The following is a 21363-nucleotide window of genomic DNA, read 5'->3' as shown; positions in this document are numbered from 1 at the left end:
ACGGACCGTTCCATGACCGATTTTCTTCTGCGCGTTGCCAACCTCTGCCGCAAGGAGCTGCTCGCGATCCTCAAGGACCCGGCAAGCCGCGTGATCCTGTTTGTTCCGGCCATCATGCAAAGCCTCATCTTCGGGTACGGCGCCACGTACGACCTGTCGAACGTGCCCTATGCGCTGCTCGACCAGAGCCGCACGGGTGCGTCGACGGAGCTGATTGCGCACCTGGACAGCACCGGCGTCTTTCATCGCGTGGCCACGCTGCGCACGCAGGCCGATATCCGCGAGGTGATCGACACCGAGAAGGCGCTGATGGTGATCCAGATCGCACCCGACTTCGAGCAGCGGCTGAGCGCCGGCCAGCCCGCGGCCATCCAGCTGATCCTGGATGCGCGCAACTCGAACACCGCGGGCTCGGCGGCCGGCTACGTGGGATCGGTGGTCGAGCGCTACAACGCGCAGCTGCGCACGCGCGCCGGCGCACCGGGGGCGCCGCTCACCATCGAATCGCGCGCATGGTTCAACCCGAACCTTGAAACGCGCTGGAACCTGCTGCCCGGCCTGATCGCCGCGCTCAGCATGCTGCAGACGCTGCTGCTCACCGCGCTATCGGTGGCACGCGAGCGCGAACAAGGCACCTTCGACCAGCTGCTGGTCACGCCGATGTCGCCGCTCGAGATCATGGTCGGCAAGGCGCTGCCGCCGGTGCTGGTCGGCCTTGCGCAGTCGACGCTGATCTTGCTGGTGGCGCTGTTCTGGTTCGGCATTCCGATGGCGGGCTCGCTGGCCACGCTCTATACCGGGCTGATCTTCTTCACCGTCGCCAGCGTGGGCATCGGCCTGTCGATCTCGGCGGTGTCGGCCAACATGCAGCAGGCCATGCTCTACACCTTCGTGCTGCTGATGCCGATGATGCTGCTGTCGGGCCTGACCACGCCGGTGCGCAACATGCCGCACGTGCTGCAGGTGATCACCATGGCCAACCCGCTGCGCTTTGCAATCGACCTGGTGCAGCGCGTGTACCTGGAGGGCGTGGGCCTGGCCACGGTGTGGCACAACCTGATTCCGCTTTCGATCATCGCCCTTGTCACGCTGCCGCTGGCAGCCTGGCTGTTTCGCCATCGCCTGGCCTGAACCCGGGAGCCTTGCATGTCCGCATCACGAACCTTCCTCTTCTCCTCCTTCTTCTCCTTCTCCTGTTCCGCGCTCGCGCTTCTTCTTGCGGGCTGTGCCGTGGGGCCCGACCACCGGCCCGCACAAGCGCAGGCGCCGGCCGATTGGTCCGCATGGCACGGCGGCTCCCCGGCGCTCCTGGGAGCTGAGCGAACTGCGGCGCCCACGGCCATTGCGTCCGGCGACTGGAAAGCCTTCAACGATCCGCTGCTCGACCGCCTGCAGGCGCTTGCGCTCGCGGCCAACCACGACCTGCAGACCGCCGCCCTGCGCTTTGCGCAAAGCCGCGTGCAGCGCACGGCGGCAGCGGCACAGCAGGGCCCGCAACTCAATGCCAGCGCCGGCGTCAACCGGCAGCGGCAAAGCGAGACCGGCACGGCCACGCGGATGATCGATGCGCTCGGTTCGTCGGCGTCCAACCGCGACCAGTTGATCCGCACGCTCAGCGAGCCCTACAACCTCTACCAGGCGGGTTTCGACGCGTCGTGGGAAATCGACCTGTGGGGCCGCGTCCGCCGCAGCATCGAAGCCGCCGATGCGGACACGGGCGCATCGGCGGCGCTGCTGCGCCAGGTGCAGCTCAGCGTGCAGGCCGAGGTGGCACGCAACTACTTCGAACTGCGCGGTGCGCAGCGCGAGTTGCGCCTGGCACGCGCCGACATTGCAGCCGCGGCCGAATCGCTCGAACTGGTGCAGGCGCGTGCCAACGGCGGCCTGGTCACCGACCTGGATCCGACGCGGCAGCGCACGCAACTGGCCGAACTGAAGGCGCGCATTCCGGCGCTGCTGCAGCAGGAGGCGCTGGCCATGAACCAGATCACGCTGCTGACCGGCGCCATGCCCGGCACGCTGAACGCCGAACTCGCCGCGCCGGATGCCGGCCGTGCAAGCGATACACCCGAGGCGCTGCAGGCATCGCCCCTGCCCGAACTGGCCCTGGGCCTGCCCTCCGACCTGGCGCGCCGCCGGCCCGACATTGCCGCGGCGGAGGCGCAGCTGCATGCCGCCACCGCACGCATCGGCGTGGCGGTGGCCGACCTCTATCCGCGCGTGACACTGGGCGCGGGCTTCGGTTTCGAATCGGTGGGCAGCGAGCGGTTTGGCGAATGGGGCAGCCGGCAGTGGCATGTCGGCCCTTCCATCAGCCTGCCCATCTTCGACAATGGCCGGCGCCGGAGCACAATCACGCTGCGTGAATTGCAGCAGCAGGAAGCCGCGGTGGCCTTTCAGCAGACCGTGCTCAAGGCATGGCACGAAATCGATTCTGCGCTGAGCGCCTATGCCGCCGAACGCCAGCGCCACACCGAGCTGGCCGAGCGCGAACGCCACAGCCGCGACGCGCTCACGCTGGCGCATGCGCGCTATGCCAACGGGCTCACGGATTTCGGTGTCGAGCTCGACGCCCGCCGCACGCTGCTGCAGGCACGGCGCGACCAGGCGCAAAGCACGAGCCGGCTGGCCGTGGGGCTGGTGGCCATCTACAAGGCCCTCGGCGGCAATGTTCCGCCCGCTTCGGGCGCACCCGGCGCTTCCGGTGCACCGGGCTAGAAGGTATTGGTGAAGCTCGCGTTGCCCAGGCCGGTGCCGATGGTCAGCACGCCCCAGTGGGAGACGTCGCGCATGAACGGCAACTCGCTCAGCCCCTGCACCACCGCGTCGTTGTGCATCAGGATGAGCGTGGGGCCGGAGCCGATCATCGGCATACGGCGCCACAGCGCGCTGGGCAGGTGAAATGCGCGGCTCTGCCAGTCGCCCGGCAGGTTCTGCGTTCCGCGCTCGATCGAGCCGTCCTTGCGAATCAGGCCCGGGCACGCAATGCCGATGAAGGGCGCGAGGCGGATGTCCTTGCGCTCGCAATAGCGAACCATGTCCTCGAGCATGAGCGCGATGCGCTCGACCATGTCGGTGCGGTTCGGGCCTTCGTCCGCATGGCGCCACTTCTCCCTGCGCACCACCTTGGCCTGCGACAGGTCCGAGGCCTTGCTCCGGCGCGTCTTCACGATGCCGCAGCGCACGTTGGTGCCGCCGATGTCCACAGCCAAAATGGCGTCGTGCTTCTTCAGCATGGCGCGCGGGGTCAGGTGCACCCAGCCGATCAGGCCGCCGTCGTCCACATCGTGCGACAGCCGGCCAAGCTGAACGTGCACACCCATGTCCTCAAGAATGGCTGCCGTTTGCAGAATGGCGCGCTCGCCCACGTCGCTTTCGATGAAGCCGCCGCCCACCACGATGCGCTCCACCTTCTTCCATGAAGGCTGCCGCGTGAAGCGCTGGATCACGAAGGCCAGCTCCTCGGCAAATTCCTCGATGGCGCCATGCATCAGGTCGCCGGCGGCCGAGGTCTTTTGCAGCACGCGGTCGAGCTGCTTCTTGCTGAGGTCGCGCGAGTGCTCCTTGCCGAGCGGGTCGGTGCCTGTCTTGCGGCGGCGCTTGCGCCAGCGCTCGAGCAGTTCCCGAAACGCGGTCTGGCTGGCCTGGTCGCCCACAAAGCCGTCCTTGTCGCGCAACTGCAGGCTGTAGCCCTCCACCCGCAGCCCGGGGAGCTCGCGCAGGCCGTGAACGTCAGGGCCGGGCAAGAGATGGGTTTTCTTGTTCATGGCAGCCACTATGGATGAGCCCGCCTCTACAAAGCATCGGTTGCCCGCACCAAGGTTTGTAGGAGATTGGCGGGTGCACCCTGGCCGCCTTCGATCTCTATACACTGGCCCCCGATGCACCTGCCCCACCGCATCCTGCGCACCGCCTGGCTGTTGTTCACCCTGGCCTGGCTCGGCGCCACCGCATCGGCGCAGCCGGCCGACGGCACGCTGCGCGTCGGCTCCAAGCGCTTCACGGAGTCGTACATCCTGGCCGAGCTGCTCGCGCAGACGGCGGCGCCGCACACCGCATCGCCGCCCGTGGTGCGCCAGGGCCTGGGCAACACCGCCATCGTCTACGAGGCGCTGCGTTCGGGTGCCATCGACGTGTATGCCGAATACACCGGCACCATTGCGCTCGAAATCCTGAAGGGCTCGCCGGCCGACACGCGCGAAGCCATGAATGCGGCGCTGGCGCCGTTGGGCCTGGGCGTGGCCGTTCCGCTGGGCTTCAACGACGGCTATGCGCTGGCGGTGCGCGCAGCCGATGCCGAACGGCTCGGCCTGCGCACGCTGAGCGACCTGGCGCGCCACCCCGAACTCAAGCTCGGCCTGTCGAACGAGTTCATCGGCCGCGCCGACGGCTGGAAGGGACTTGCAGCACGCTACGGCTTCACGCAGACACCGACCGGCCTCGACCACGGCCTGGCCTACGAAGCCGTGGCCGCGAAGCAGATCGATGCGATCGACATCTACACCACCGACGCCAAGATCGACCACTTGGGCCTGCGCGTGCTCGAAGACGACAAGAAGTACTTTCCGCGCTACGACGCCGTGCTGCTGTACCGGCTCGACCTGCCTGCGCGGCTGCCCAAGGCATGGGCCGCGCTGCACGCGCTCGAAGGCCGCATCGACGAGCGCGCGATGATTGCGATGAACGCGCGCGCCGAGCTGCAGAGCGTGCCCTTCGATGCGATTGCGCGCGACTTCCTGGCCGGCGCCGGCAACAACGGCAAGGCCCAGCCAAGGGAAACCAAACGCGGCTTCACCGCCAAGCTGTTCGGGCCCGACCTCTGGCAGCTCACGCGGCAGCACCTGGTGCTGGTGGCGGTGTCTGTAGGCGTCGCGATCCTGATCGGCGTGCCGCTCGCGATCCTGGTGTTTTCGCATGTGCGGCTGCGCGCGGCGGTGCTGGGTATTGCGAGCATTTTGCAGACCGTGCCATCGCTGGCACTGCTTGCGGTGCTGATCTCGCTGCTCGGCGCCATCGGTGCGCTGCCGGCATTGATTGCGCTCACGCTCTATTCGCTGCTGCCGATCATGCGCAACACGGTCACCGGCCTGGCCGAAGTGCCGAACGGCCTGCGCCTGGCGGGTACCGCCCTTGGCATGACACCGCCGCAGAGCCTGCGGCTGGTGCTGCTGCCGCTTGCATTGCCCACGCTGCTGGCTGGCATTCGAACGGCCACGGCCATTGCCATCGGCACGGCGACCATTGCGGCGTTCATCGGCGCTGGCGGATTCGGCGAGCGCATCGTGACCGGGCTGGCGCTCAACGACCGCGAGCTGCTCTTGGCCGGGGCGCTGCCGGCCGCGGCGCTGGCGCTGCTGAGCGAGGGGATTTTCGAGCTCGTGGAAATGCTGATGCGGCGCCGCCGCCGGGCGTCGCCGCTTTCGCTTCCGCCATGAGGCACTCGCGCAGCAGCGCGGCGCCTGCGCCCAGTGTCTTGTCGGCACGGTGGCAAAAGTGGCACTGCTGGCTGGTTGCGCCTTCAGGGCCGATGCGGCTTACCGGCAATTGCACCAGCGTTCCGGCGGCCAGGTCGTCCGCCACGAGCCATGAGGGCATCTTTCCCCACCCCAGGCCCGCGCGCAGCAACGCAAGCTTGGCGTACATGTCGGTCACGCGCCAGGTCGAAGGCGAAAGCACGTCGATGTCGTAGCCCTGGCTGAGCGTGCTCGGGTCTTCCACCACGATTTGCACGTGCTCCGCCGCGGCGGTGTCCAGGCCTTTGGCGCCGCGTTGCCGCGCATGGACGGCCAGCGCATGGGAAGGCGCCGCTACCGCCAGCGTATGCAGCACCATCAGGAACTCGCGGCTGATTTTTTCTTCGGCATGGCCGAAGGCCGCAATGGCCAGATCGCACCGTCCCGAACTCAATGCATCGATGGTGCCGCCCATCGAGCTGTATTCCACGCGGATGGCAATGCTCGGATAGACCGCATGCATGCCGCGCAGCGCGCTGGCCAGAAGATCAGGCGGAAAAAGCGTGTCGACCGCTATCGCCAGGCCCAGCTCGATGCCTTGCTCGACCCCCTGCGCGCGCGAGCGCAACGCCTCGACCTTCGACAGGATGACCCTTACGTCGCCAAGCAGCGCCTTGCCCGTGGGCGTGAGCACGGGCTTGTGGCCGGAACGGTCGAAGAGCCGCACCTGGAGCTGCTCTTCGAGATTGGCGATGGCATGGCTCACGGCCGACTGCACGCGGTGCAGCCGCGCGGCACCGGCGCGAAAACTCCCGGCGTCCGCCACGGCGACGAACATCTGCATCTGGCTCAGCGTGAGGATGTCCAGCATGATCTTCTCAATCGATTGACTTGACCGATATTATTCGCTTTCATTGATCATGCATTCGCCGCAAAGTGGCGGCATGCAGAAGCAATTTGAAATGGCCGGCGCCCCGCCCGCCGCCCTTCCCCTCTCGTCTTCTTCAACGCACTGGCGCGGCGTGGCGCTGGTGGTGGCCGCCGGTGTGGTGGCCTCTCTCCAGGTCGGCAAGGTCGCCATTGCGGTGCCGCAGTTGCGCGCCGATTTCGGACTCGACCTCTCGATGGTCGGCTGGCTGATGGCGATGTTCTCGCTGCTGGGCGTGGCCGGTGCCGTGCCGGTCGGCGCATGGGTGGCGCGCGCCGGCGACAGGCGCCTGGTGCTTGCGGGGCTGCTGGCCATCGCCGCGGGCAGCACGGCGGGTGCGCTGGCAAACAGCGTGGCAATGCTGCTGGCCGGCCGCATCGTCGAGGGCCTGGGGTTCGTGCTGATCACCATTGCCGGGCCCTCGGTGCTGCAGCGCATGGTCTCGCCCGGCGGCAAGGACCTGGCGTTTGCAATCTGGAGCTGCTTCATGCCGACCGGCATTGCAATTGCACTGTTCAGCGGCTCGCTGCTCGATAGCTGGCGCGGCTTCTGGCTGGGCAATGCCGCGCTTGCGACCCTGCTCGCGGTCTTGCTGTTGCTTGGCGTTTCGCGTGGTGCCACCGCCAGTGCCGCGCCGGTGTCATGGATCAGCATGGTGCGCGATGCGGCCGCCACCGCCAAAGCCGGTGCGCCGGCGCTGATCGCGACCTCGTTCGTGATCTACAGCCTGCAGTTCTTCGCGCTCTTCAGCTTTCTGCCGGTGCTGCTGATCGAGCGCATGGGCGTAGGCATGGCGGCCGCCGGATCGCTGAGCGCGGTGGCCTGCTGCGTCAATGTGGCGGGCAATCTTGCAGCCGGCGTGCTGTTGAAACGCGGCGTGGCGCGCTGGCTGCTGGCAGCGGTGGCCAGCGCGTTGATGGGGCTCTCGGCCATTGGCATCTTTCTGCCGGTGCTCGGTGCGTTGCCGGCGTTCTTGCTGTGCCTGGCTTTCTCGGGCGCGGGCGGCCTGCTCCCTGCAACGCTGATCGGCACCTCACCCATCGTGGCACCGAGCGCGCGGCTGGTACCGATGTCGATGGGCTTGCTCATGCTGGGCAGCAATCTCGGGCAGATGATCGGCCCCGTGATCGTGGGCGGTGCGGTGGATTCGATGGGCTGGCCGGCGGCGGCCGTCATCGTCGCACTGGCAGGCGCGATGGGTGTGCTGCTTGCACTGGGGCTGCGGCGCTCGATGGCGCGCAGCGGCCACCCGCTCTGAAGGCGGGTGGCCGGGGGAACATCAAGCCAGCGTGTAGGCCGTCTTCACCGTGGTGAAGAACTCCTGCGCGTACTTGCCCTGCTCGCGCGGGCCGTAGCTCGAACCCTTGCGGCCGCCGAACGGCACGTGGTAGTCCACGCCCGCCGTCGGCAGGTTCACCATCACCATGCCGGCCTGGCTGTGGCGCTTGAAGTGCGTGGCGTACTTCAGGCTCGTGGTTGCAATGCCTGCAGAGAGGCCGAACTCCGTGTCGTTGGCCGTGGCCAGCGCTTCTTCGTAGTTCTTCACGCGAATCACGCTCGCCACCGGGCCGAAGATTTCTTCCTTGTTGATGCGCATGGCGGCCGCCGTTTCGCTGAACAGCGTGGGGGACATGTAGTAGCCGTCGGTCTCCAGCTTGAGGAGCTCGCCGCCCGCGGCCAGCGTGGCGCCTTCGCCCTTGCCGATGGCCACGTATTCCATGTCCTGGTCGAGCTGCGACTTGGACGAGACGGGGCCGATGTCGGTGCCCTGTGCCAGCGCATCGCCCACCTTGATCTTGGCCATGCGGGCCTTCATCGCCTCGATGAACTTGGGGTAGATGCCTTCGGTGACGATCAGGCGGCTGGAAGCCGTGCAACGCTGGCCGGTGGAATAGAAGGCGCTTTGCACGCTCAGCTCCACGGCCTGGGTCAGGTCGGCGTCGTCCAGGATGACTTGCGGGTTCTTGCCGCCCATCTCCAGCTGCACCTTCTTGTGGTTGGTCACGCACTGGATGGCGATGTTGCGGCCCACGCCCACCGAGCCGGTGAAGCTGATGGCATGGATGCCGGGGTGGTTGACCAGCGCGTTGCCGATGACGCTGCCGCGGCCCATCACCAGGTTGAACACGCCCGCGGGAATGCCCGAGCGGTGGATGATTTCGGACAGGGCCCAGGCGCTGCCGGGCACCAGGTCGGCGGGCTTCAGCACCACACAGTTGCCGAAGGCCAGGGCCGGGGCGATCTTCCAGGCCGGAATGGCGATGGGGAAGTTCCAGGGGGTGATGAGGCCGACGACGCCCACGGGCTCGCGGGTGATTTCGACGCCAATGTTGGGGCGCACCGAGGGCAGCACCTCGCCCGAGAGCCGCAGGCATTCGCCGGCGAAGAACTTGAAGATCTGGCCGGCACGGGTGGCTTCGCCGATGCCTTCGGCCTTGGTCTTGCCTTCTTCACGGGCGAGCAGCGTGCCGAGCTCTTCCTTGCGCGCGAGGATTTCGGTGCCAATCTTGTCCAGCGCGTCGGAGCGTGCCTGCACGCTGCCGGTGGCCCAGGCGGGGAATGCGGCGGTGGCGGCGGCCACGGCGGCTTCCACGTGCGACGCATCGCCCTGGGTGTACTGGCCCAGCACGTCGGCCAGGTTGCTGGGGTTCACGTTGGGGCTGTAGCTGCTGCCCGCGCGCCATTCGCCGCCAATCAGGTTGTCGAAGTTTTGCATGTGTTTTCCTTGCTGCTCGATGAAAAGAAAGAAGCCGGGCACTGGGTGTCCGGCTGCGGAAATGGAAACGGGAGACTAAACCTTCAGCGGACCAGACATGGTTTTTTATTGTCGAAAGTCCACCCGGGGATCAGGTATTGCATGGCCTGCGCGTCGTTGCGCGCACCCAGCCCGTGCTTCAGGTACAGCTGGTGCGCCTTCTCGACCTCGTCCATGTCGAGCTCGATGCCAAGCCCGCCGCGGGTCGGCACCTTCACGAAGCCGCCCTCGATCTGCAGCGGCGCCTTGGTCAGGTGCTGGCCGTCCTGCCAGATCCAGTGCGTGTCGATGGCCGTGACCTTGCCCGGGGCGGCCGCCGCCACGTGCGTGAACATGGCAAGCGACACATCGAAATGGTTGTTCGAATGCGAGCCCCAGGTCAGGCCCCAGGCCTGGCACAGCTGCGCGACGCGCACGGAGCCCTGCAGGGTCCAGAAGTGCGGGTCGGCCAAGGGAATGTCCACCGACTGCAGCGAGAGGCTGTGCACCATCTCGCGCCAGTCGGTCGCAACCATGTTGGTGGCAGTCGGCAGGCCGGTGGCACGGCGGAACTCGGCCATGACCTCGCGGCCGGAAAACACGCCTTCGGCACCGCACGGGTCTTCGGCATAGGCCATGACGCCGTGCAAGTCGCGGCAGAGGCGAATGGCGTCTTGCAGCAGCCAGCCGCCGTTGGGGTCGAGCGTGACGCGCGCTTGCGGAAAGCGCTCGTGCAGCGCGCGAATGGCTTCCACCTCTTCTTCGCCGCGCAGCACGCCGCCCTTGAGCTTGAAGTCGGTAAAGCCGTAGCGCGCATGCGTGGCTTCGGCCAGGCGCACGATGGCTTCGGGCGTCATTGCTTCTTCGTGGCGCAGGCGGAACCAGTCGTTGTCGGCGCCGGGGTCGCTCTCGTACGGCAGGTCGGTCTTCTTGCGGTCGCCCACGTAGAACAGGTAGCCGAGCATCTGCACCGCGTCGCGCTGCTGGCCTTCGCCGAGCAGTGCGGCCACCGGCACTCCGAGGTGCTGGCCCAGCAGGTCGAGCAGTGCCGCTTCGACGGCAGTGACCGCATGAATGGTCACGCGCAAGTCGAAGGTCTGCTGCCCGCGGCCCTCGCTGTCGCGGTTGGCGAAGGCGCTGCGCATGCTGTTGAGCACGGCGTTGTACTTGCCGATGGGCTGGCCCACGATGAGGCCGCGCGCGTCTTCGAGCGTCTGGCGGATCTTCTCGCCGCCCGGCACTTCGCCAACGCCGGTGTTGCCGGCGCTGTCGGTCAGGATCAGCAGGTTGCGCGTAAAGAACGGGCCGTGCGCACCGCTCAGGTTCATCAGCATGCTGTCGTGGCCCGCGACGGGCACCACGCGCATGCCGGTGACCACAGGCGCGCCGGAAACGGAAGATATGGAAGCTGGATTTGTCATTTGCGCGAAACCTGGTGGACGGTGGATGCTAGATGCGCACGGCTTGCCGGGCCAGCAACTTCCAGTCGTTGCCCTGCTTCTTCCAGATGCCGAGGATCTTCAGCGCCACCTTGCCGGGCTTGCCCGAATCCAGTGTATCGGCCGCCAGCGTGTGGCGCACGATGGCCGTGTCGCCGCCGACCACCTTGATGGTCTGCTCGGTGATGGTGATGCTGACGAAGTCCGACTTACCGGCGACCAGGTCGCCGATGAAGCTGTCCTTGGTGTCGACCCTGCCGCCCGAATGGCCGTAGCTCAGGTCGTCGGCCACCAGCGCGCCAAGGGCGGCCGGGGTCGGGTCGATCATGGCCACGCGCAGACGCTCGGCGGCTGCGGCCACCGCCGGCTCCGCCGATGCGCCGCCGCCCGCGGGCATCATCGCGCAGCCCGTGAACAGCATGGCCGATGCAGCGACCAGAAAAAGCTTCTTGATGAACATGTGTCGTTGTCTCCGTTGTTGTTGTGGTTGTCGCTTCGGCTGTTCTGCTTACTGCGGGCCGAGCGCGTCGATGAGCGCCTTCAGTTGCTCCATCTCGGCGGGCTTCAGGTCGGTGAGCGGCGCGCGCACCGGGCCTGCGTCGTGGCCGACGATCTTGGCGCCGGCCTTGACGATGCTCACCGCGTAGCCCGGCGTGCGGTTGCGCAGCTCGAGGTAGGGCATGAAGAAGTCCTTCAGCAGGCGATGCTGGGTGGCCATGTCGTCGTCGCGCACGGCTTCGTAGAACTGCACGGCGGTCTTCGGAATGAAGTTGAAGACGGCCGACGAATACACCGGAGTGCCCATGGCCTTGTAGGCCGCTGCATACACCTCGGCCGTGGGCAGGCCGCCCAGGTAGGCAAAGCGATCGCCCATCTTCTGGTAGATGGCAACCATGGCTTCGATGTCGCCAATGCCGTCCTTGAAGCCCACGAGGTTCGGGTTGCGCTCGGCCAGGCCGGCCAGCGTTTCGGGCTTGAGGCGGCTGGTGGCGCGGTTGTAGACGATCACGCCGAACTTCACGCTCTTGCACACGGCCTCGACGTGCGCGGCCAGGCCTTCCTGGCCGGCTTCGGTCAGGTAGTGCGGCAGCAGCAAAATGCCGTGGGCGCCGGCCTTCTCGGCCTCTTGCGCGCACTGGATGGCAAAGCGGGTCGGGCCGCCGGCGCCAGCAATGATCGGCACCACGCCGCGGCAGGTGTCGACCGCGGTCTTGATGATGCCGGGGTACTCGTCGCCCGTCAGCGAGAAGAACTCACCCGTGCCGCCGGCCGCGAACAGCGCGCTTGCGCCGTAGGGAGCAAGCCACTCGAGACGCTTCTCGTAGCTGCTCTTGTTGAAGTCCCCGTTCGCGTCGAAGTCGGTCAACGGAAACGAGAGCAGGCCGGAGCCCATGATGGATTTGAGTTCTTGAGGGTTCATCGAGACACCAATAAGGGTAATAAAAAAAGAATCCGTTCTTTTCGGGGACTACCGCGGAGCCGGCTTTGCCGGGCCGCTGGTAGTGCCCCCGGAAGGGGGTTGGCGCGCGCGACACGAAGTGCGCGCAGACTGGGGGAGAGCCTTAATCCAGCTTGATTCCGGCGTCGGCGACGACCTTGGCCCAGCGCACGCGCTCCTTGCCGAAGAACTGCTCTTCTTCGGCCGGCGCCATGGTCACGACCTCTGCGCCCTGCCCTGCAAGGCGTGAGCGGATGTCGGCCGAGCGGATGACGGTGATCAGCTCTTTGTTGAGGCGCTGCACGATGGCGTCCGGAGTGCCCTTGGCAACCCGCACACCCTGCCACGTGCCGGACTCGAAACCGGTCACGCCCTGCTCCGCGATGGTGGGCACTTCGCCGATGAGCGGCATGCGCGTCGACTTGGAAACGCCGAGCACCTTGAGCTTGCCGCTCTGCACATGCGGCAAGGTGGCGAGCATGCCGTTCATCAGGATCTGCGTCTGGCCGGCCACGGTGTCTTGCACTGCCTGCACGCCGCCCTTGTAGGGCACGTACTGCCAGCGCGCGCCGCTGGCACGCTCGAGCGCCACGCCGGCAAGGTGCGGCGCGCTGCCCGTGGCGGTCACGGCAAAATTGATGTCCGACTTTTTCGACAGCGCAATCAGCTCTTTCAGGCTGTTGGCCTGCACCGACGGGTGCACCACGAGCAAGTGCGGCGAGTAGGCCAGCATGGTCACGCCACGCAGGTCCTTCGAAGGATCGAACGGCAGCTTTGTATAGACGGATGGGCTGATGGCCAGCGCACCCACGTCGCACAGCAGCAGCGTGTAGCCATCGGGCCTGGACTTGGCGACGTAGTCGGCGCCGAGGTTGCCGTTGGCGCCCGGCTTGTTCTCGACGATGACCGGTTGGCCGAGTGCTTCCGACAGCGGCTGGCTGATGGAGCGGGCAATGATGTCGGACGAACCGCCCGGCGGGTAAGGCACCACAATACGCACCGGCTTCGATGGCCAGTTGTCGGCCGCATGTGCAGCGCCGCTGGCTGCAAGTACACCGCCGCCGAGGGCGCCGAGCATCAGATCGCGTCTTTTCAAACTCATTCAAGTCTCCAGCTGGTTTGTGTTGTCAGTCATCGTACAACTACAAACAACGATTGTCCAGCGTATTGCTGGAAATTTCGTTCAGGAAGCCGTCGGCGGCGTGGTGGCGGCCGTCTGCTGTGCCGCTTCCTGCGCCACGCGCAGCCGCTCTCGGCTGTTGGTCAGGTGGATGCGCATGGCCGCGCGGGCCGATTCGGGATCGCGGCGCGCAATTGCTGCATAGATTTCTTCATGCTCGCGGTTCACGCGGCTCAGGTACTCGCCGCGCCGGTCGTAGTTGCGAATCGCGGTGATGCGCGTGCGCGGAATGATCGTGGTGCCCAAGTGGCTCATGATGTCCGCGAAGTACGGATTGCCCGTCGCCTGGGCAATCTGCAGGTGAAAGCGGAAGTCCGGCGCCACCGTGTCCCCCGCCACCGCCACGTTGCGCTCGAAATCGTCGAGCGCCTGGCGCATGGCGAGCAGGTGCTCCTCCGTACGCCGCGAGGCAGCCAGCCCTGCGGATTCGGTCTCGAGGCTGATGCGAAGCTCGAGCACCGCCAGCACATCCACCGAGTTGGCAATATCGGTCGAATCGAGCCGGAACATGCCCGCCGCGCGCGGCTGCAGCACGAAGGTGCCGACGCCATGATGCGTTTCCACCAGGCCGGCGGCCTGCAGCTTCGACAGCGCTTCGCGCACCACGGTGCGGCTCACGCCGAACGACTTCATGATGGCCGATTCAGTGGGCAGCTTGTCGCCCGGGCGCAGCGACTGATTGCGAATTTTTTCGCCCAGGTCTTCGACCAGCCCATGAGCAAGACCGCGCGGGCGCGCACGCCCCACGAAGGAGCCGCCGCCGGCGACTTCCGTCGCCGCATCCGAAATTGAGGGATTACCCGTAGCCGTTTGGACCATGGTCAAGATAATAATCCCCTATTAGTTGTACGACAACAGATAACTTATCACTCCCGATCCTTCGTAAGTGCCGCTCTATCCATCGGCCGGTTATTTGGACTGACTCGATATCCGGATGAAGTTTGCCGCCAGATCAGGCCGCCTGGATTCACGGCCGACAGGAACCCACCCATTCACGCGCCAATAAACATGTCGACGTCCTCACAAGTTTCAAGCAACAAGCTCCACCGGATTCTGCTCACCGGCGCGGCCGGCGGCCTGGGCAAGGTATTGCGCGAACGCCTGCGCCCCTATGCCGAGATCCTGCGCCTTTCCGACATTGCCGCTGTCGCGCCTTCCGAGGGCGCGCATGAAGAAGTGGTGCCTTGCGACCTTTCCGACAAAGCCGCGGTGCATGCGCTGGTCGAAGGCTGCGACGCCATCGTGCACCTTGGCGGCGTGTCGGTCGAGCGTCCGTTCGAAGAGATTCTCGAAGCCAACATCAAGGGCGTGTTCCATATCTATGAAGCCGCCCGCCGCCACGGCGTGAAGCGCGTGGTGTTCGCGAGCTCGAACCACGTGATCGGCTTCTACAAGCAGAACGAGCGGATCGACGCCGGCGCCGCACGCCGGCCCGACGGCTACTACGGCCTTTCCAAGTCCTTCGGCGAAGACGTGGCGCAGTTCTACTTCGACCGCTACGGCATCGAGACCGTGAGCATCCGCATCGGCTCGTCTTTCCCCGAGCCACTCAACCGCCGGATGATGAGCACCTGGCTCAGCTACCGCGACCTCACCACGCTGATCGAAAAATCGCTCTTCACGCCGGAAGTGAAGCACACGGTGGTCTACGGCATGTCGGCCAACCGCGATGTCTGGTGGGACAACAGCGCGTCGGCGCACCTGGGCTTCGTGCCGCAGGACACCTCCGAAGTGTTCCGCGACAAGGTCGAGGCCCAGCCTCCCGTGGCGCCGACCGACCCGAACGCCATCTACCAAGGCGGCGCTTTCACGGCGCAAGGCCCGTTCGGCGACACCCAATGACTGCCGGCATGAAAGCCGAACTCGTTCTGGATGTGCAATGCGCGACCGGCGAAAGCCCGGTCTGGCGCGCGGACGAGCAGGCGCTCTATTGGGTCGATATTCCGGCCAGGCACCTGCATCGCTGGCACGCCCCGACGGGTGAACACAGCCGCTGGGCCGGCGACGAAATGCTCGCCTGCATCGCACCGCGCGCAGGCCACACGGGCGAATGGATTGCCGGCATGGAGAGCGGCCTGTTCGCAATCGCAACGCGCCCAGACGGCACGCTGGCCGCGAGCCCCATTGCCAGCGCGGCGCATGCCGAACACGGCATGCGCTTCAACGACGGCCGCTGCGACCGCCAGGGCCGCTTCTGGGCCGGCACCATGCAAATGGACATGGCGGCGGCCCACGAGGTCGGTCGTGTGTACCGCTACCAGGCCGACGTGAACGCGGGTGCCGCATTGCGCCCGCAGTTCGAACAGATGATCGTTCCGAACGGCCTTGCCTTCAGCCCCGACGGCAAGACCATGTACCTCTCGGACTCGCATCCGCTGGTTCAAACCATCTGGGCCTTCGACTACGACATCGACACCGGCACTCCGCATGGCCGCCGCGTGTTCGTCGACATGAAGCCGCTACCGGGCCGCCCCGACGGCGCCGCGGTCGACGCCGACGGCTGCTACTGGATCTGCGGCAACGACGCAGGCCTGGTGCACCGCTTCACGCCCGAGGGAAAGCTCGACCGTTCGCTCGAAGTGCCGGTCAAGAAGCCCGCCATGTGCGCCTTCGGCGGCCCGCAACTCGACACGCTCTTCGTGACATCGATCCGCCCGGGCGGCGACCTGTCCGATCAACCGCTGGCGGGCGGCGTTTTTGCGCTGCGCCCGGGCATCAAGGGTCTGCCGGAACCCGAATGCCGTTTCTGATTGCTTTTTAACCACCAACCCGAAGAGGAAGACAAATGAAATACACCCGCCACCTGATTGCACTGGCCGCCAGCGCCTGCGCGATGACGGCAAGCGCTGTCGAGTTCCGCTCGGCCGACGTGCACAACAGCGACGACTACCCCACCGTCGCGGCCGTCAAGCACATGAGCGAACTGCTCGACAAGCGCAGCAACGGCAAATACAAGATCAAGGTGTTCAACAAGAGCGCACTCGGCAGCGAGAAGGAAACGCTCGACCAGGTCAAGATCGGCGCGCTCGAAATGAACCGCGTGAACATCAGCGCGCTGAATTCGATCTGCCCCAAGACGCTGGTGCCGACGATGCCCTTCCTGTTCGACTCGATCGCCCACATGCGCAAGTCGCTCGACGGCCCCATCGGCGAAGAAATCCTGAAGGGCTGCGAGCACGAAGGCCTGGTCGGCCTCGCCTTCTACGACAGCGGCGCACGCTCCATCTACGCCAAGAAGCCGGTGAAGACGCTGGCCGACGCCAAGGGCCTGAAGATCCGCGTGCAGCAGTCCGACCTGTGGGTTGCACTGGTGAGCGCCATGGGCGCCAACGCCACGCCAATGCCCGCTGGCGAGGTGTTCACCGCGCTCAAGACCGGTCTCATCGACGCTGCCGAAAACAACATTCCTTCGTACGACGGTTTCAAGCACTACGAAGCAGTGAAGTTCTATTCGCGCACCGAACACTCCATGGCACCTGAAATGCTCGTGATGTCCAAGGCCATCTACGACAAGCTGCCCAAGGCCGACCAGGACCTGTTCCGCGCCACGGCCAAGGAATCGGTCGCGTTCCAGCGCAAGAAGTGGGACGAGCAGGAAGCCAAGTCGCTCGAAGTCGTGACCAAGGGCGGCGCCCAGATCGTTGCCGACGTGGACAAGGCCTCGTTCCGCTCGGCCATGACGCCGGTCTACACGAAGTTCATCTCGACGCCTGACCTGCAGCGCCTGGTCAAGGCCGTGCAAGACAACAAGTAGCGCGCCCCGGCCCTTCCCGTTCTGCGGGGAGGGCCCCACCCATATTCAGGGAAATTCCCATGACACTTACCGTTCCCGCGGTAGACACGATGGCGACCGGAGTGCCGGTCGAGCTCGAAGACCTGGTCAATCCGAACGGACGCCCTCCGTCCAACCACGCCTATTCCCGCTTCTGCGCGTTTCTCTCCAAGGCCAGCCTGATGCTCGCCGTGGCGATGCTCATCACCATCATCGTGTGCGTTCAGTACCAGGTGGTCGGCCGCTATGTTTTCAACGACACGCCGACCTGGGCCGAAGGCCTTGCGCTGCAGCTGGTGCTGTATGTCACCGCGCTTGGCGTTGCCGTGGGCGTGCGCGATGCCGGCCACATCGGGCTCGACTCGCTGGTGGTGCTGCTGCCCGAATCGCTGCGCCTGAAGATCGAAGTGCTGATTCATGCGCTGGTTGCGCTCTTCGGCGGAATCATGGCGTGGAGCGGCTGGATCTGGACCTCGCTCAAGTGGACCGACATCAAGCCCATGATGGGCATTCCGGTGGGTCTGGACTATCTCGCGCTCGTGATCGCGGGCCTCCTGATCGTGCTTTTTTCGATTGAACATATCGTCGCCCTGCTGCGCGATGAAGAAGTGGTGCCCGCGTGGAACTGACTGTCCTCTCTCTCGTTTTCCTGGTGCTGCTGGTGCTGGGCGTACCGGTCGCGTTCTCGATCGGCCTGGCCTCCGTTGCAACGGTGCTCTATGCGGGCCTGCCCGTTGCCGTGGTGTTCCAGAAGATGGTCGGCGGCATGCAGATCTTCTCTTTCCTGGCGATTCCGTTCTTTGTGTTTGCCGGTGAACTCATGCTCTACGGCGGCATCGCGCAGCGCATCGTCCGCTTTGCGAACAGCCTGGTGGGCCACGTGCGCGGCGGCCTGGGCATGAGCAACGTGATCGGCTGCACGCTGTTCGGCGGCGTTGCCGGCTCGCCGGTGGCCGACGTCTCGGCCATGGGCTCGGTGATGATTCCGCTCATGAAGAAGGAAGGCTACGACGCCGACTACGCCGTCAACGTGACGACGCACGCGGCCCTGGTGGGTGCGCTGATGCCCACGTCGCACAACCTGATCATCTTCACGCTCGCGACCACCGGCATTGCGTCGGTCAGCGTGCTGAGCCTGATTCTGGCGGGCCTCATTCCGGCGCTGCTGCTCACGGTGTGCAACCTGGCCGCCGCCTACTACGTGGCGATCCGCCGGGGCTATCCGATTCGCGGCGCCTTCCCCGGCTGGGGCGAGGTGCTGGCGGCGTTCATCGGCGCGCTGCCCGGTTTGATGATCGTGGTGATCATCCTGGTGGGCATTCTGTCGGGCGTGTTCACCGCCACCGAATCGGCCGCAACGGCCGTGCTGTGGGCGTTGGGCGTCACGGTGCTCGTCTACCGCTCGCTCAGCCGCAAGGACTTTCTCAAGGCCTGCGCCAAGGCATGCAAGACGACCGGCGTGGTGCTGCTGCTGATCGGCATCTCTTCCGCGTTCGGCTACTTCATGGCGCTGTACGAAGTGCCGCAGAAGACCGGCGAGCTCATGACCAGCGTCTCGAGCGATCCGTGGGTCATCTTCCTGATGATCAACGTGCTGCTGTTCGTGCTGGGCACCTTCCTCGACATGGCGGCCACGATCCTGATCTGCACGCCGATCTTCCTGCCCATTGCCATGCAGTTCGGCATGAGCCCGGTGCAGTTCGGCATTGTCATGCTGATCAACTGCGCGCTCGGCCTGAACACGCCGCCGGTGGGCACCACGCAGTTCATAGGCTGTGCGATCGGAGGGGTATCGGTCGGGCAGGTGATGCGGTCGATCTGGCCGTTCTATGGTGCTCTTTTGATCTGCCTGATGCTCGTGACCTACGTGCCGGCGTTCTCGATGTGGCTGCCTGACCTCGTCAACGCGGTGAAGTAACAGCAAAGACCAGCAACGCGAATCCCGTTTCCCGATGGCCGACTCACCACTCCCCTCTTCCGCGGCGGCGCGCCCGCCGCACCGCATCCACATGCACGCGGCGGACAACGTCGCCATTGTTGCCAACGACGGCGGGCTGAAGGCGGGCGCCACGTTCGCCGACGGGCTGGTGCTGGTGGACAACGTGCCGCAGGGCCACAAGGTCGCGTTGACCGACCTGGCCGAGGGCGACGCGGTCGTGCGCTACAACGTGGTGATCGGCTACGCGCTCAAGGCCATTCCGCGCGGCAGCTGGGTACACGAGCGGCTGCTCAAGATGCCCGCCGCGCGCGAGCTCGAGGGCTTGCCAATTGCCACCGTCAAGCCGCCCGTGCAGCCGGCGCTCGAGGGCTACACCTTCGAGGGCTACCGCAACCTCGACGGATCGGTGGGCACGCGCAACATCCTCGCCATTACCCAGACCGTGCAATGCGTGGCGGGCGTGGTCGACTTTGCGGTGCAGCGCATCAAGGCCGAGCTGCTGCCGAAGTACCCCAACGTCGACGATGTGGTGGGCCTTTCGCACAGCTACGGCTGCGGCGTGGCCATCGATGCGCCCGATGCGGTCATCCCGATCCGTACGCTGCGCAACATCAGCCTCAACCCGAACTTCGGCGGCGAGGTGATGGTCATCAGCCTGGGCTGCGAAAAGCTGCAGCCCGAGCGCCTGCTGCCGCCCGGCAGCATTGCGCTGGTGGACGAACGCAATGTGGCCGACATCGGCACCACCGCCGACGAAAAACTCGACGTGGTGTGCCTGCAGGACGACGCGCACGTGGGCTTCATGTCGATGATCGACTCGATCATGCGGCAGGCCGAAGAACACTTGGAGCGGCTGAACGCCCGCAGGCGCGAAACCGTGCCGGCCAGTGAGCTGGTGGTGGGCGTGCAGTGCGGGGGCAGCGATGCGTTCTCTGGCGTCACGGCCAACCCGGCCGTGGGCTTTTGCACCGACCTGCTGGTGCGCGCCGGCGCCACCGTGATGTTCTCGGAAGTGACCGAGGTGCGCGACGGCATCGACCAGCTCACCTCGCGCGCCACAACGCCGGAGGTGGCCGAAGCCATGATCCGCGAGATGGCCTGGTACGACGCCTACCTGGATCGCGGCCGCGTCGACCGCAGCGCCAACACCACGCCGGGCAACAAAAAGGGCGGGCTCTCGAACATCGTCGAAAAGGCCATGGGCTCGATCGTCAAGAGCGGCAGCGCGCCGATCTCGGGCGTGGTCTCGCCGGGCGAAAAGGCAAGGCAGAAAGGCCTGCTCTACGCCGCAACACCTGCCAGCGATTTCATCTGCGGCACGCTGCAGCTGGCCGCCGGCATGAACCTGCACGTGTTCACCACCGGCCGCGGCACGCCCTACGGCCTGGCCGAGGTGCCGGTGATCAAGGTCGCCACGCGCAGCGACCTTGCGCGTCGCTGGCACGACCTGATGGACGTGAACGCAGGCCGCATTGCCGACGGCGACGCCACCATCGAAGACGTGGGCTGGGAAATGTTCCGCCTGATGCTCGACGTGGCCAGCGGCAGGAAGAAAACCTGGGCCGAACAGTGGAAGCTGCACAACGCGCTGGTGCTGTTCAACCCCGCACCCGTGACCTGACTTCATTCGACGACCTCGAAAGGAAACACCATGGAAGACCTCAAAGGCAAGACAGCGCTCATCACCGGCGCCAGCACCGGCATCGGCGCGGCCGTGGCCGTTGCGTTCGCTGCGCGCGGCATGCGCGTGGCGGTGCACTACAACAGCTCGGCCGATGCCGCGAACCAGGTCGTCGAGACCATTCGCAAGGCCGGCGGCGACGCCTTTGCGCTGCAGGGCGACGTGCTCGACACCGCCGCCATCCGCGAATGCGTGAAGCAGACCGCCACGCGCTTCGGCCGCATCGACGTGCTGGTGAACAACGCGGGCAGCCTGGTGAAGCGCGTGCCCATTGCGGAGTTCGACGATGCGCTGTTCGACGAAGTGATGCACATCAACGCACGCTCGGTGCTCGCGTTTGCGCGCGAGGTGGTGCCGCTCATGCGCACCCACGGCGGCGGCAACATCATCAACGTGACGTCGGTTGCGGCACGCACCGGCGGCGGCCCCGGCGCCTACCTGTATGCGGGCTCGAAGGGCTTCGTGAGCACGGCCACGCACGGGCTCGCACGGGAGCTCGTCGGCGACAAGATCCGCGTGAACGCAGTCGCGCCCGGCGTTATTCAGACACCGTTCCAGGACCGCTTTTCCACGCCCGCCATGCTCGAGTCGTTCCGCGCCGGCATTCCGATGGGACGCATCGGCACGCCGGACGAATGCGTGGGCGCTTTCCTCTACCTGGCCTCCGAGCAGCTTTCGGGCTACGTGACGGGCCAGGTGATCGAGGTGAACGGCGGGCAATACATGCCCTGACGGCCAGACGAATTTCAGCCTTTTTCCCCGAGGCTTGCGGAATCAAGATCAATAACGGAGACAACAA

General features: G+C 66.0%; 18 protein-coding genes and 1 pseudogene. 11 read left to right on the top strand and 8 right to left on the bottom strand.

From position 1 onward, the window contains the following. The first annotated feature begins 12 nt into the window (after positions 1-12). Positions 13-1131 (top strand): ABC transporter permease, encoded by a 1119-nt coding sequence (locus V9L21_RS23170; protein WP_337315190.1) that lies wholly within the window; start codon positions 13-15, stop codon positions 1129-1131. 15 nt (positions 1132-1146) lie between these two features. Next, positions 1147-2718: an efflux transporter outer membrane subunit gene (locus V9L21_RS23165; protein ID WP_337315189.1), complete on the top strand. Its 1572-nt coding sequence runs from the start codon at positions 1147-1149 to the stop codon at positions 2716-2718. Here the strand turns inward: V9L21_RS23165 and V9L21_RS23160 are convergent. Next, the gene (locus V9L21_RS23160) at positions 2715-3767 is read right to left on the bottom strand and encodes an ROK family protein (RefSeq protein WP_337315188.1); all 1053 of its coding nucleotides are present in this window, start codon (positions 3765-3767) and stop codon (positions 2715-2717) included. The genes V9L21_RS23165 and V9L21_RS23160 overlap by 4 nt on opposite strands. Positions 3768-3881: 114 nt before the next feature. Between V9L21_RS23160 and V9L21_RS23155 the strand changes: the two genes are divergently transcribed. Continuing rightward, positions 3882-5435, top strand: a complete 1554-nt coding sequence (locus V9L21_RS23155) for an ABC transporter permease/substrate-binding protein (RefSeq protein ID WP_337315187.1) — start codon at positions 3882-3884, stop codon at positions 5433-5435. Positions 5436-5484: 49 nt separating this feature from the next. Here V9L21_RS23155 and V9L21_RS23150 read toward each other — a convergent pair. Continuing rightward, positions 5485-6297, bottom strand: a pseudogene (locus tag V9L21_RS23150) (LysR family transcriptional regulator); the annotation flags it as partial. Between the two features lie 100 nt (positions 6298-6397). Here V9L21_RS23150 and V9L21_RS23145 point away from each other — a divergent pair. Continuing rightward, positions 6398-7639, top strand: a complete 1242-nt coding sequence (locus tag V9L21_RS23145; RefSeq protein WP_337315186.1) for an MFS transporter — start codon at positions 6398-6400, stop codon at positions 7637-7639. Positions 7640-7660: 21 nt separating this feature from the next. On the opposite strand, the gene V9L21_RS23140 is transcribed toward V9L21_RS23145, so the two are convergent. The 6 genes from V9L21_RS23140 to V9L21_RS23115 all read right to left on the bottom strand — a co-directional run bounded on the left by V9L21_RS23140 (position 7661) and on the right by V9L21_RS23115 (position 13991). Then, on the bottom strand, positions 7661-9097 hold the full coding sequence (locus V9L21_RS23140; protein ID WP_337315185.1) for an aldehyde dehydrogenase family protein: 1437 nt from the start codon (positions 9095-9097) through the stop codon (positions 7661-7663). An 83-nt stretch (positions 9098-9180) separates the two neighbouring features. Beyond that, the gene (gene gudD, locus V9L21_RS23135) at positions 9181-10536 is read right to left on the bottom strand and encodes a glucarate dehydratase (protein WP_337315184.1); all 1356 of its coding nucleotides are present in this window, start codon (positions 10534-10536) and stop codon (positions 9181-9183) included. Positions 10537-10564: 28 nt separating this feature from the next. After that, positions 10565-11014, bottom strand: a complete 450-nt coding sequence (locus tag V9L21_RS23130) for a nuclear transport factor 2 family protein (protein WP_337315183.1) — start codon at positions 11012-11014, stop codon at positions 10565-10567. Positions 11015-11062: 48 nt separating this feature from the next. After that, entirely contained in the window at positions 11063-11974 is a 912-nt protein-coding gene (gene kdgD / locus V9L21_RS23125) for a 5-dehydro-4-deoxyglucarate dehydratase (RefSeq protein WP_258505181.1), read from the bottom strand. A 142-nt stretch (positions 11975-12116) separates the two neighbouring features. Next, positions 12117-13094 carry a Bug family tripartite tricarboxylate transporter substrate binding protein gene (locus tag V9L21_RS23120; protein WP_337315182.1) on the bottom strand — a complete coding sequence of 326 codons (978 nt, stop codon included), beginning with the start codon at positions 13092-13094 and terminating at the stop codon, positions 12117-12119. Between the two features lie 81 nt (positions 13095-13175). Then, positions 13176-13991 (bottom strand): FadR/GntR family transcriptional regulator, encoded by an 816-nt coding sequence (locus V9L21_RS23115; protein ID WP_258505179.1) that lies wholly within the window; start codon positions 13989-13991, stop codon positions 13176-13178. Positions 13992-14180: 189 nt separating this feature from the next. Here V9L21_RS23115 and V9L21_RS23110 point away from each other — a divergent pair, with 189 nt between their 5' ends. The 7 genes from V9L21_RS23110 to V9L21_RS23080 all read left to right on the top strand — a co-directional run bounded on the left by V9L21_RS23110 (position 14181) and on the right by V9L21_RS23080 (position 21296). After that, a complete protein-coding gene (locus V9L21_RS23110) occupies positions 14181-15014 on the top strand; it encodes an NAD-dependent epimerase/dehydratase family protein (protein ID WP_337315181.1) in 834 nt (277 codons plus the stop codon). 8 nt (positions 15015-15022) lie between these two features. Beyond that, the gene (locus tag V9L21_RS23105) at positions 15023-15922 is read left to right on the top strand and encodes an SMP-30/gluconolactonase/LRE family protein (RefSeq protein WP_337315180.1); all 900 of its coding nucleotides are present in this window, start codon (positions 15023-15025) and stop codon (positions 15920-15922) included. Between the two features lie 35 nt (positions 15923-15957). Then, positions 15958-16926, top strand: coding sequence for a TRAP transporter substrate-binding protein (locus V9L21_RS23100; RefSeq protein WP_258505176.1), 969 nt, complete (start codon positions 15958-15960; stop codon positions 16924-16926). A 200-nt stretch (positions 16927-17126) separates the two neighbouring features. Further along, positions 17127-17573, top strand: a complete 447-nt coding sequence (locus V9L21_RS23095; protein ID WP_260590673.1) for a TRAP transporter small permease — start codon at positions 17127-17129, stop codon at positions 17571-17573. Continuing rightward, the gene (locus V9L21_RS23090; RefSeq protein ID WP_126747414.1) at positions 17564-18862 is read left to right on the top strand and encodes a TRAP transporter large permease; all 1299 of its coding nucleotides are present in this window, start codon (positions 17564-17566) and stop codon (positions 18860-18862) included. The genes V9L21_RS23095 and V9L21_RS23090 overlap by 10 nt, the downstream gene beginning before the upstream one ends. A 34-nt stretch (positions 18863-18896) precedes the next feature. Beyond that, on the top strand, positions 18897-20504 hold the full coding sequence (gene garD / locus V9L21_RS23085; protein ID WP_337315179.1) for a galactarate dehydratase: 1608 nt from the start codon (positions 18897-18899) through the stop codon (positions 20502-20504). A gap of 30 nt (positions 20505-20534) precedes the next feature. Beyond that, entirely contained in the window at positions 20535-21296 is a 762-nt protein-coding gene (locus V9L21_RS23080) for an SDR family NAD(P)-dependent oxidoreductase (RefSeq protein ID WP_337315178.1), read from the top strand. Positions 21297-21363 lie beyond the last annotated feature (67 nt).

The organism is Variovorax sp. CCNWLW235 (assembly GCF_037204085.1).
Taxonomy (GTDB): domain Bacteria; phylum Pseudomonadota; class Gammaproteobacteria; order Burkholderiales; family Burkholderiaceae_C; genus Variovorax.
This window is presented reverse-complemented; position numbering and strand designations above follow the sequence as displayed.

What these genes read in the sequence shown, in the direction of transcription:
- gudD (WP_337315184.1), bottom strand. Translation starts at nt 10,536, where the DNA reads ATGACAAATCCAGCTTCCATATCTTCCGTTTCCGGCGCGCCTGTGGTC.
- V9L21_RS23170 (WP_337315190.1), top strand. Translation starts at nt 13, where the DNA reads ATGACCGATTTTCTTCTGCGCGTTGCCAACCTCTGCCGCAAGGAGCTG.
- kdgD (WP_258505181.1), bottom strand. Translation starts at nt 11,974, where the DNA reads ATGAACCCTCAAGAACTCAAATCCATCATGGGCTCCGGCCTGCTCTCG.
- V9L21_RS23155 (WP_337315187.1), top strand. Translation starts at nt 3,882, where the DNA reads ATGCACCTGCCCCACCGCATCCTGCGCACCGCCTGGCTGTTGTTCACC.
- V9L21_RS23145 (WP_337315186.1), top strand. Translation starts at nt 6,398, where the DNA reads ATGCAGAAGCAATTTGAAATGGCCGGCGCCCCGCCCGCCGCCCTTCCC.
- V9L21_RS23165 (WP_337315189.1), top strand. Translation starts at nt 1,147, where the DNA reads ATGTCCGCATCACGAACCTTCCTCTTCTCCTCCTTCTTCTCCTTCTCC.
- V9L21_RS23105 (WP_337315180.1), top strand. Translation starts at nt 15,023, where the DNA reads ATGAAAGCCGAACTCGTTCTGGATGTGCAATGCGCGACCGGCGAAAGC.
- V9L21_RS23120 (WP_337315182.1), bottom strand. Translation starts at nt 13,094, where the DNA reads ATGAGTTTGAAAAGACGCGATCTGATGCTCGGCGCCCTCGGCGGCGGT.
- V9L21_RS23095 (WP_260590673.1), top strand. Translation starts at nt 17,127, where the DNA reads ATGCTCGCCGTGGCGATGCTCATCACCATCATCGTGTGCGTTCAGTAC.
- garD (WP_337315179.1), top strand. Translation starts at nt 18,897, where the DNA reads ATGGCCGACTCACCACTCCCCTCTTCCGCGGCGGCGCGCCCGCCGCAC.
- V9L21_RS23110 (WP_337315181.1), top strand. Translation starts at nt 14,181, where the DNA reads ATGTCGACGTCCTCACAAGTTTCAAGCAACAAGCTCCACCGGATTCTG.
- V9L21_RS23100 (WP_258505176.1), top strand. Translation starts at nt 15,958, where the DNA reads ATGAAATACACCCGCCACCTGATTGCACTGGCCGCCAGCGCCTGCGCG.
- V9L21_RS23115 (WP_258505179.1), bottom strand. Translation starts at nt 13,991, where the DNA reads ATGGTCCAAACGGCTACGGGTAATCCCTCAATTTCGGATGCGGCGACG.
- V9L21_RS23130 (WP_337315183.1), bottom strand. Translation starts at nt 11,014, where the DNA reads ATGTTCATCAAGAAGCTTTTTCTGGTCGCTGCATCGGCCATGCTGTTC.
- V9L21_RS23080 (WP_337315178.1), top strand. Translation starts at nt 20,535, where the DNA reads ATGGAAGACCTCAAAGGCAAGACAGCGCTCATCACCGGCGCCAGCACC.
- V9L21_RS23140 (WP_337315185.1), bottom strand. Translation starts at nt 9,097, where the DNA reads ATGCAAAACTTCGACAACCTGATTGGCGGCGAATGGCGCGCGGGCAGC.
- V9L21_RS23160 (WP_337315188.1), bottom strand. Translation starts at nt 3,767, where the DNA reads ATGAACAAGAAAACCCATCTCTTGCCCGGCCCTGACGTTCACGGCCTG.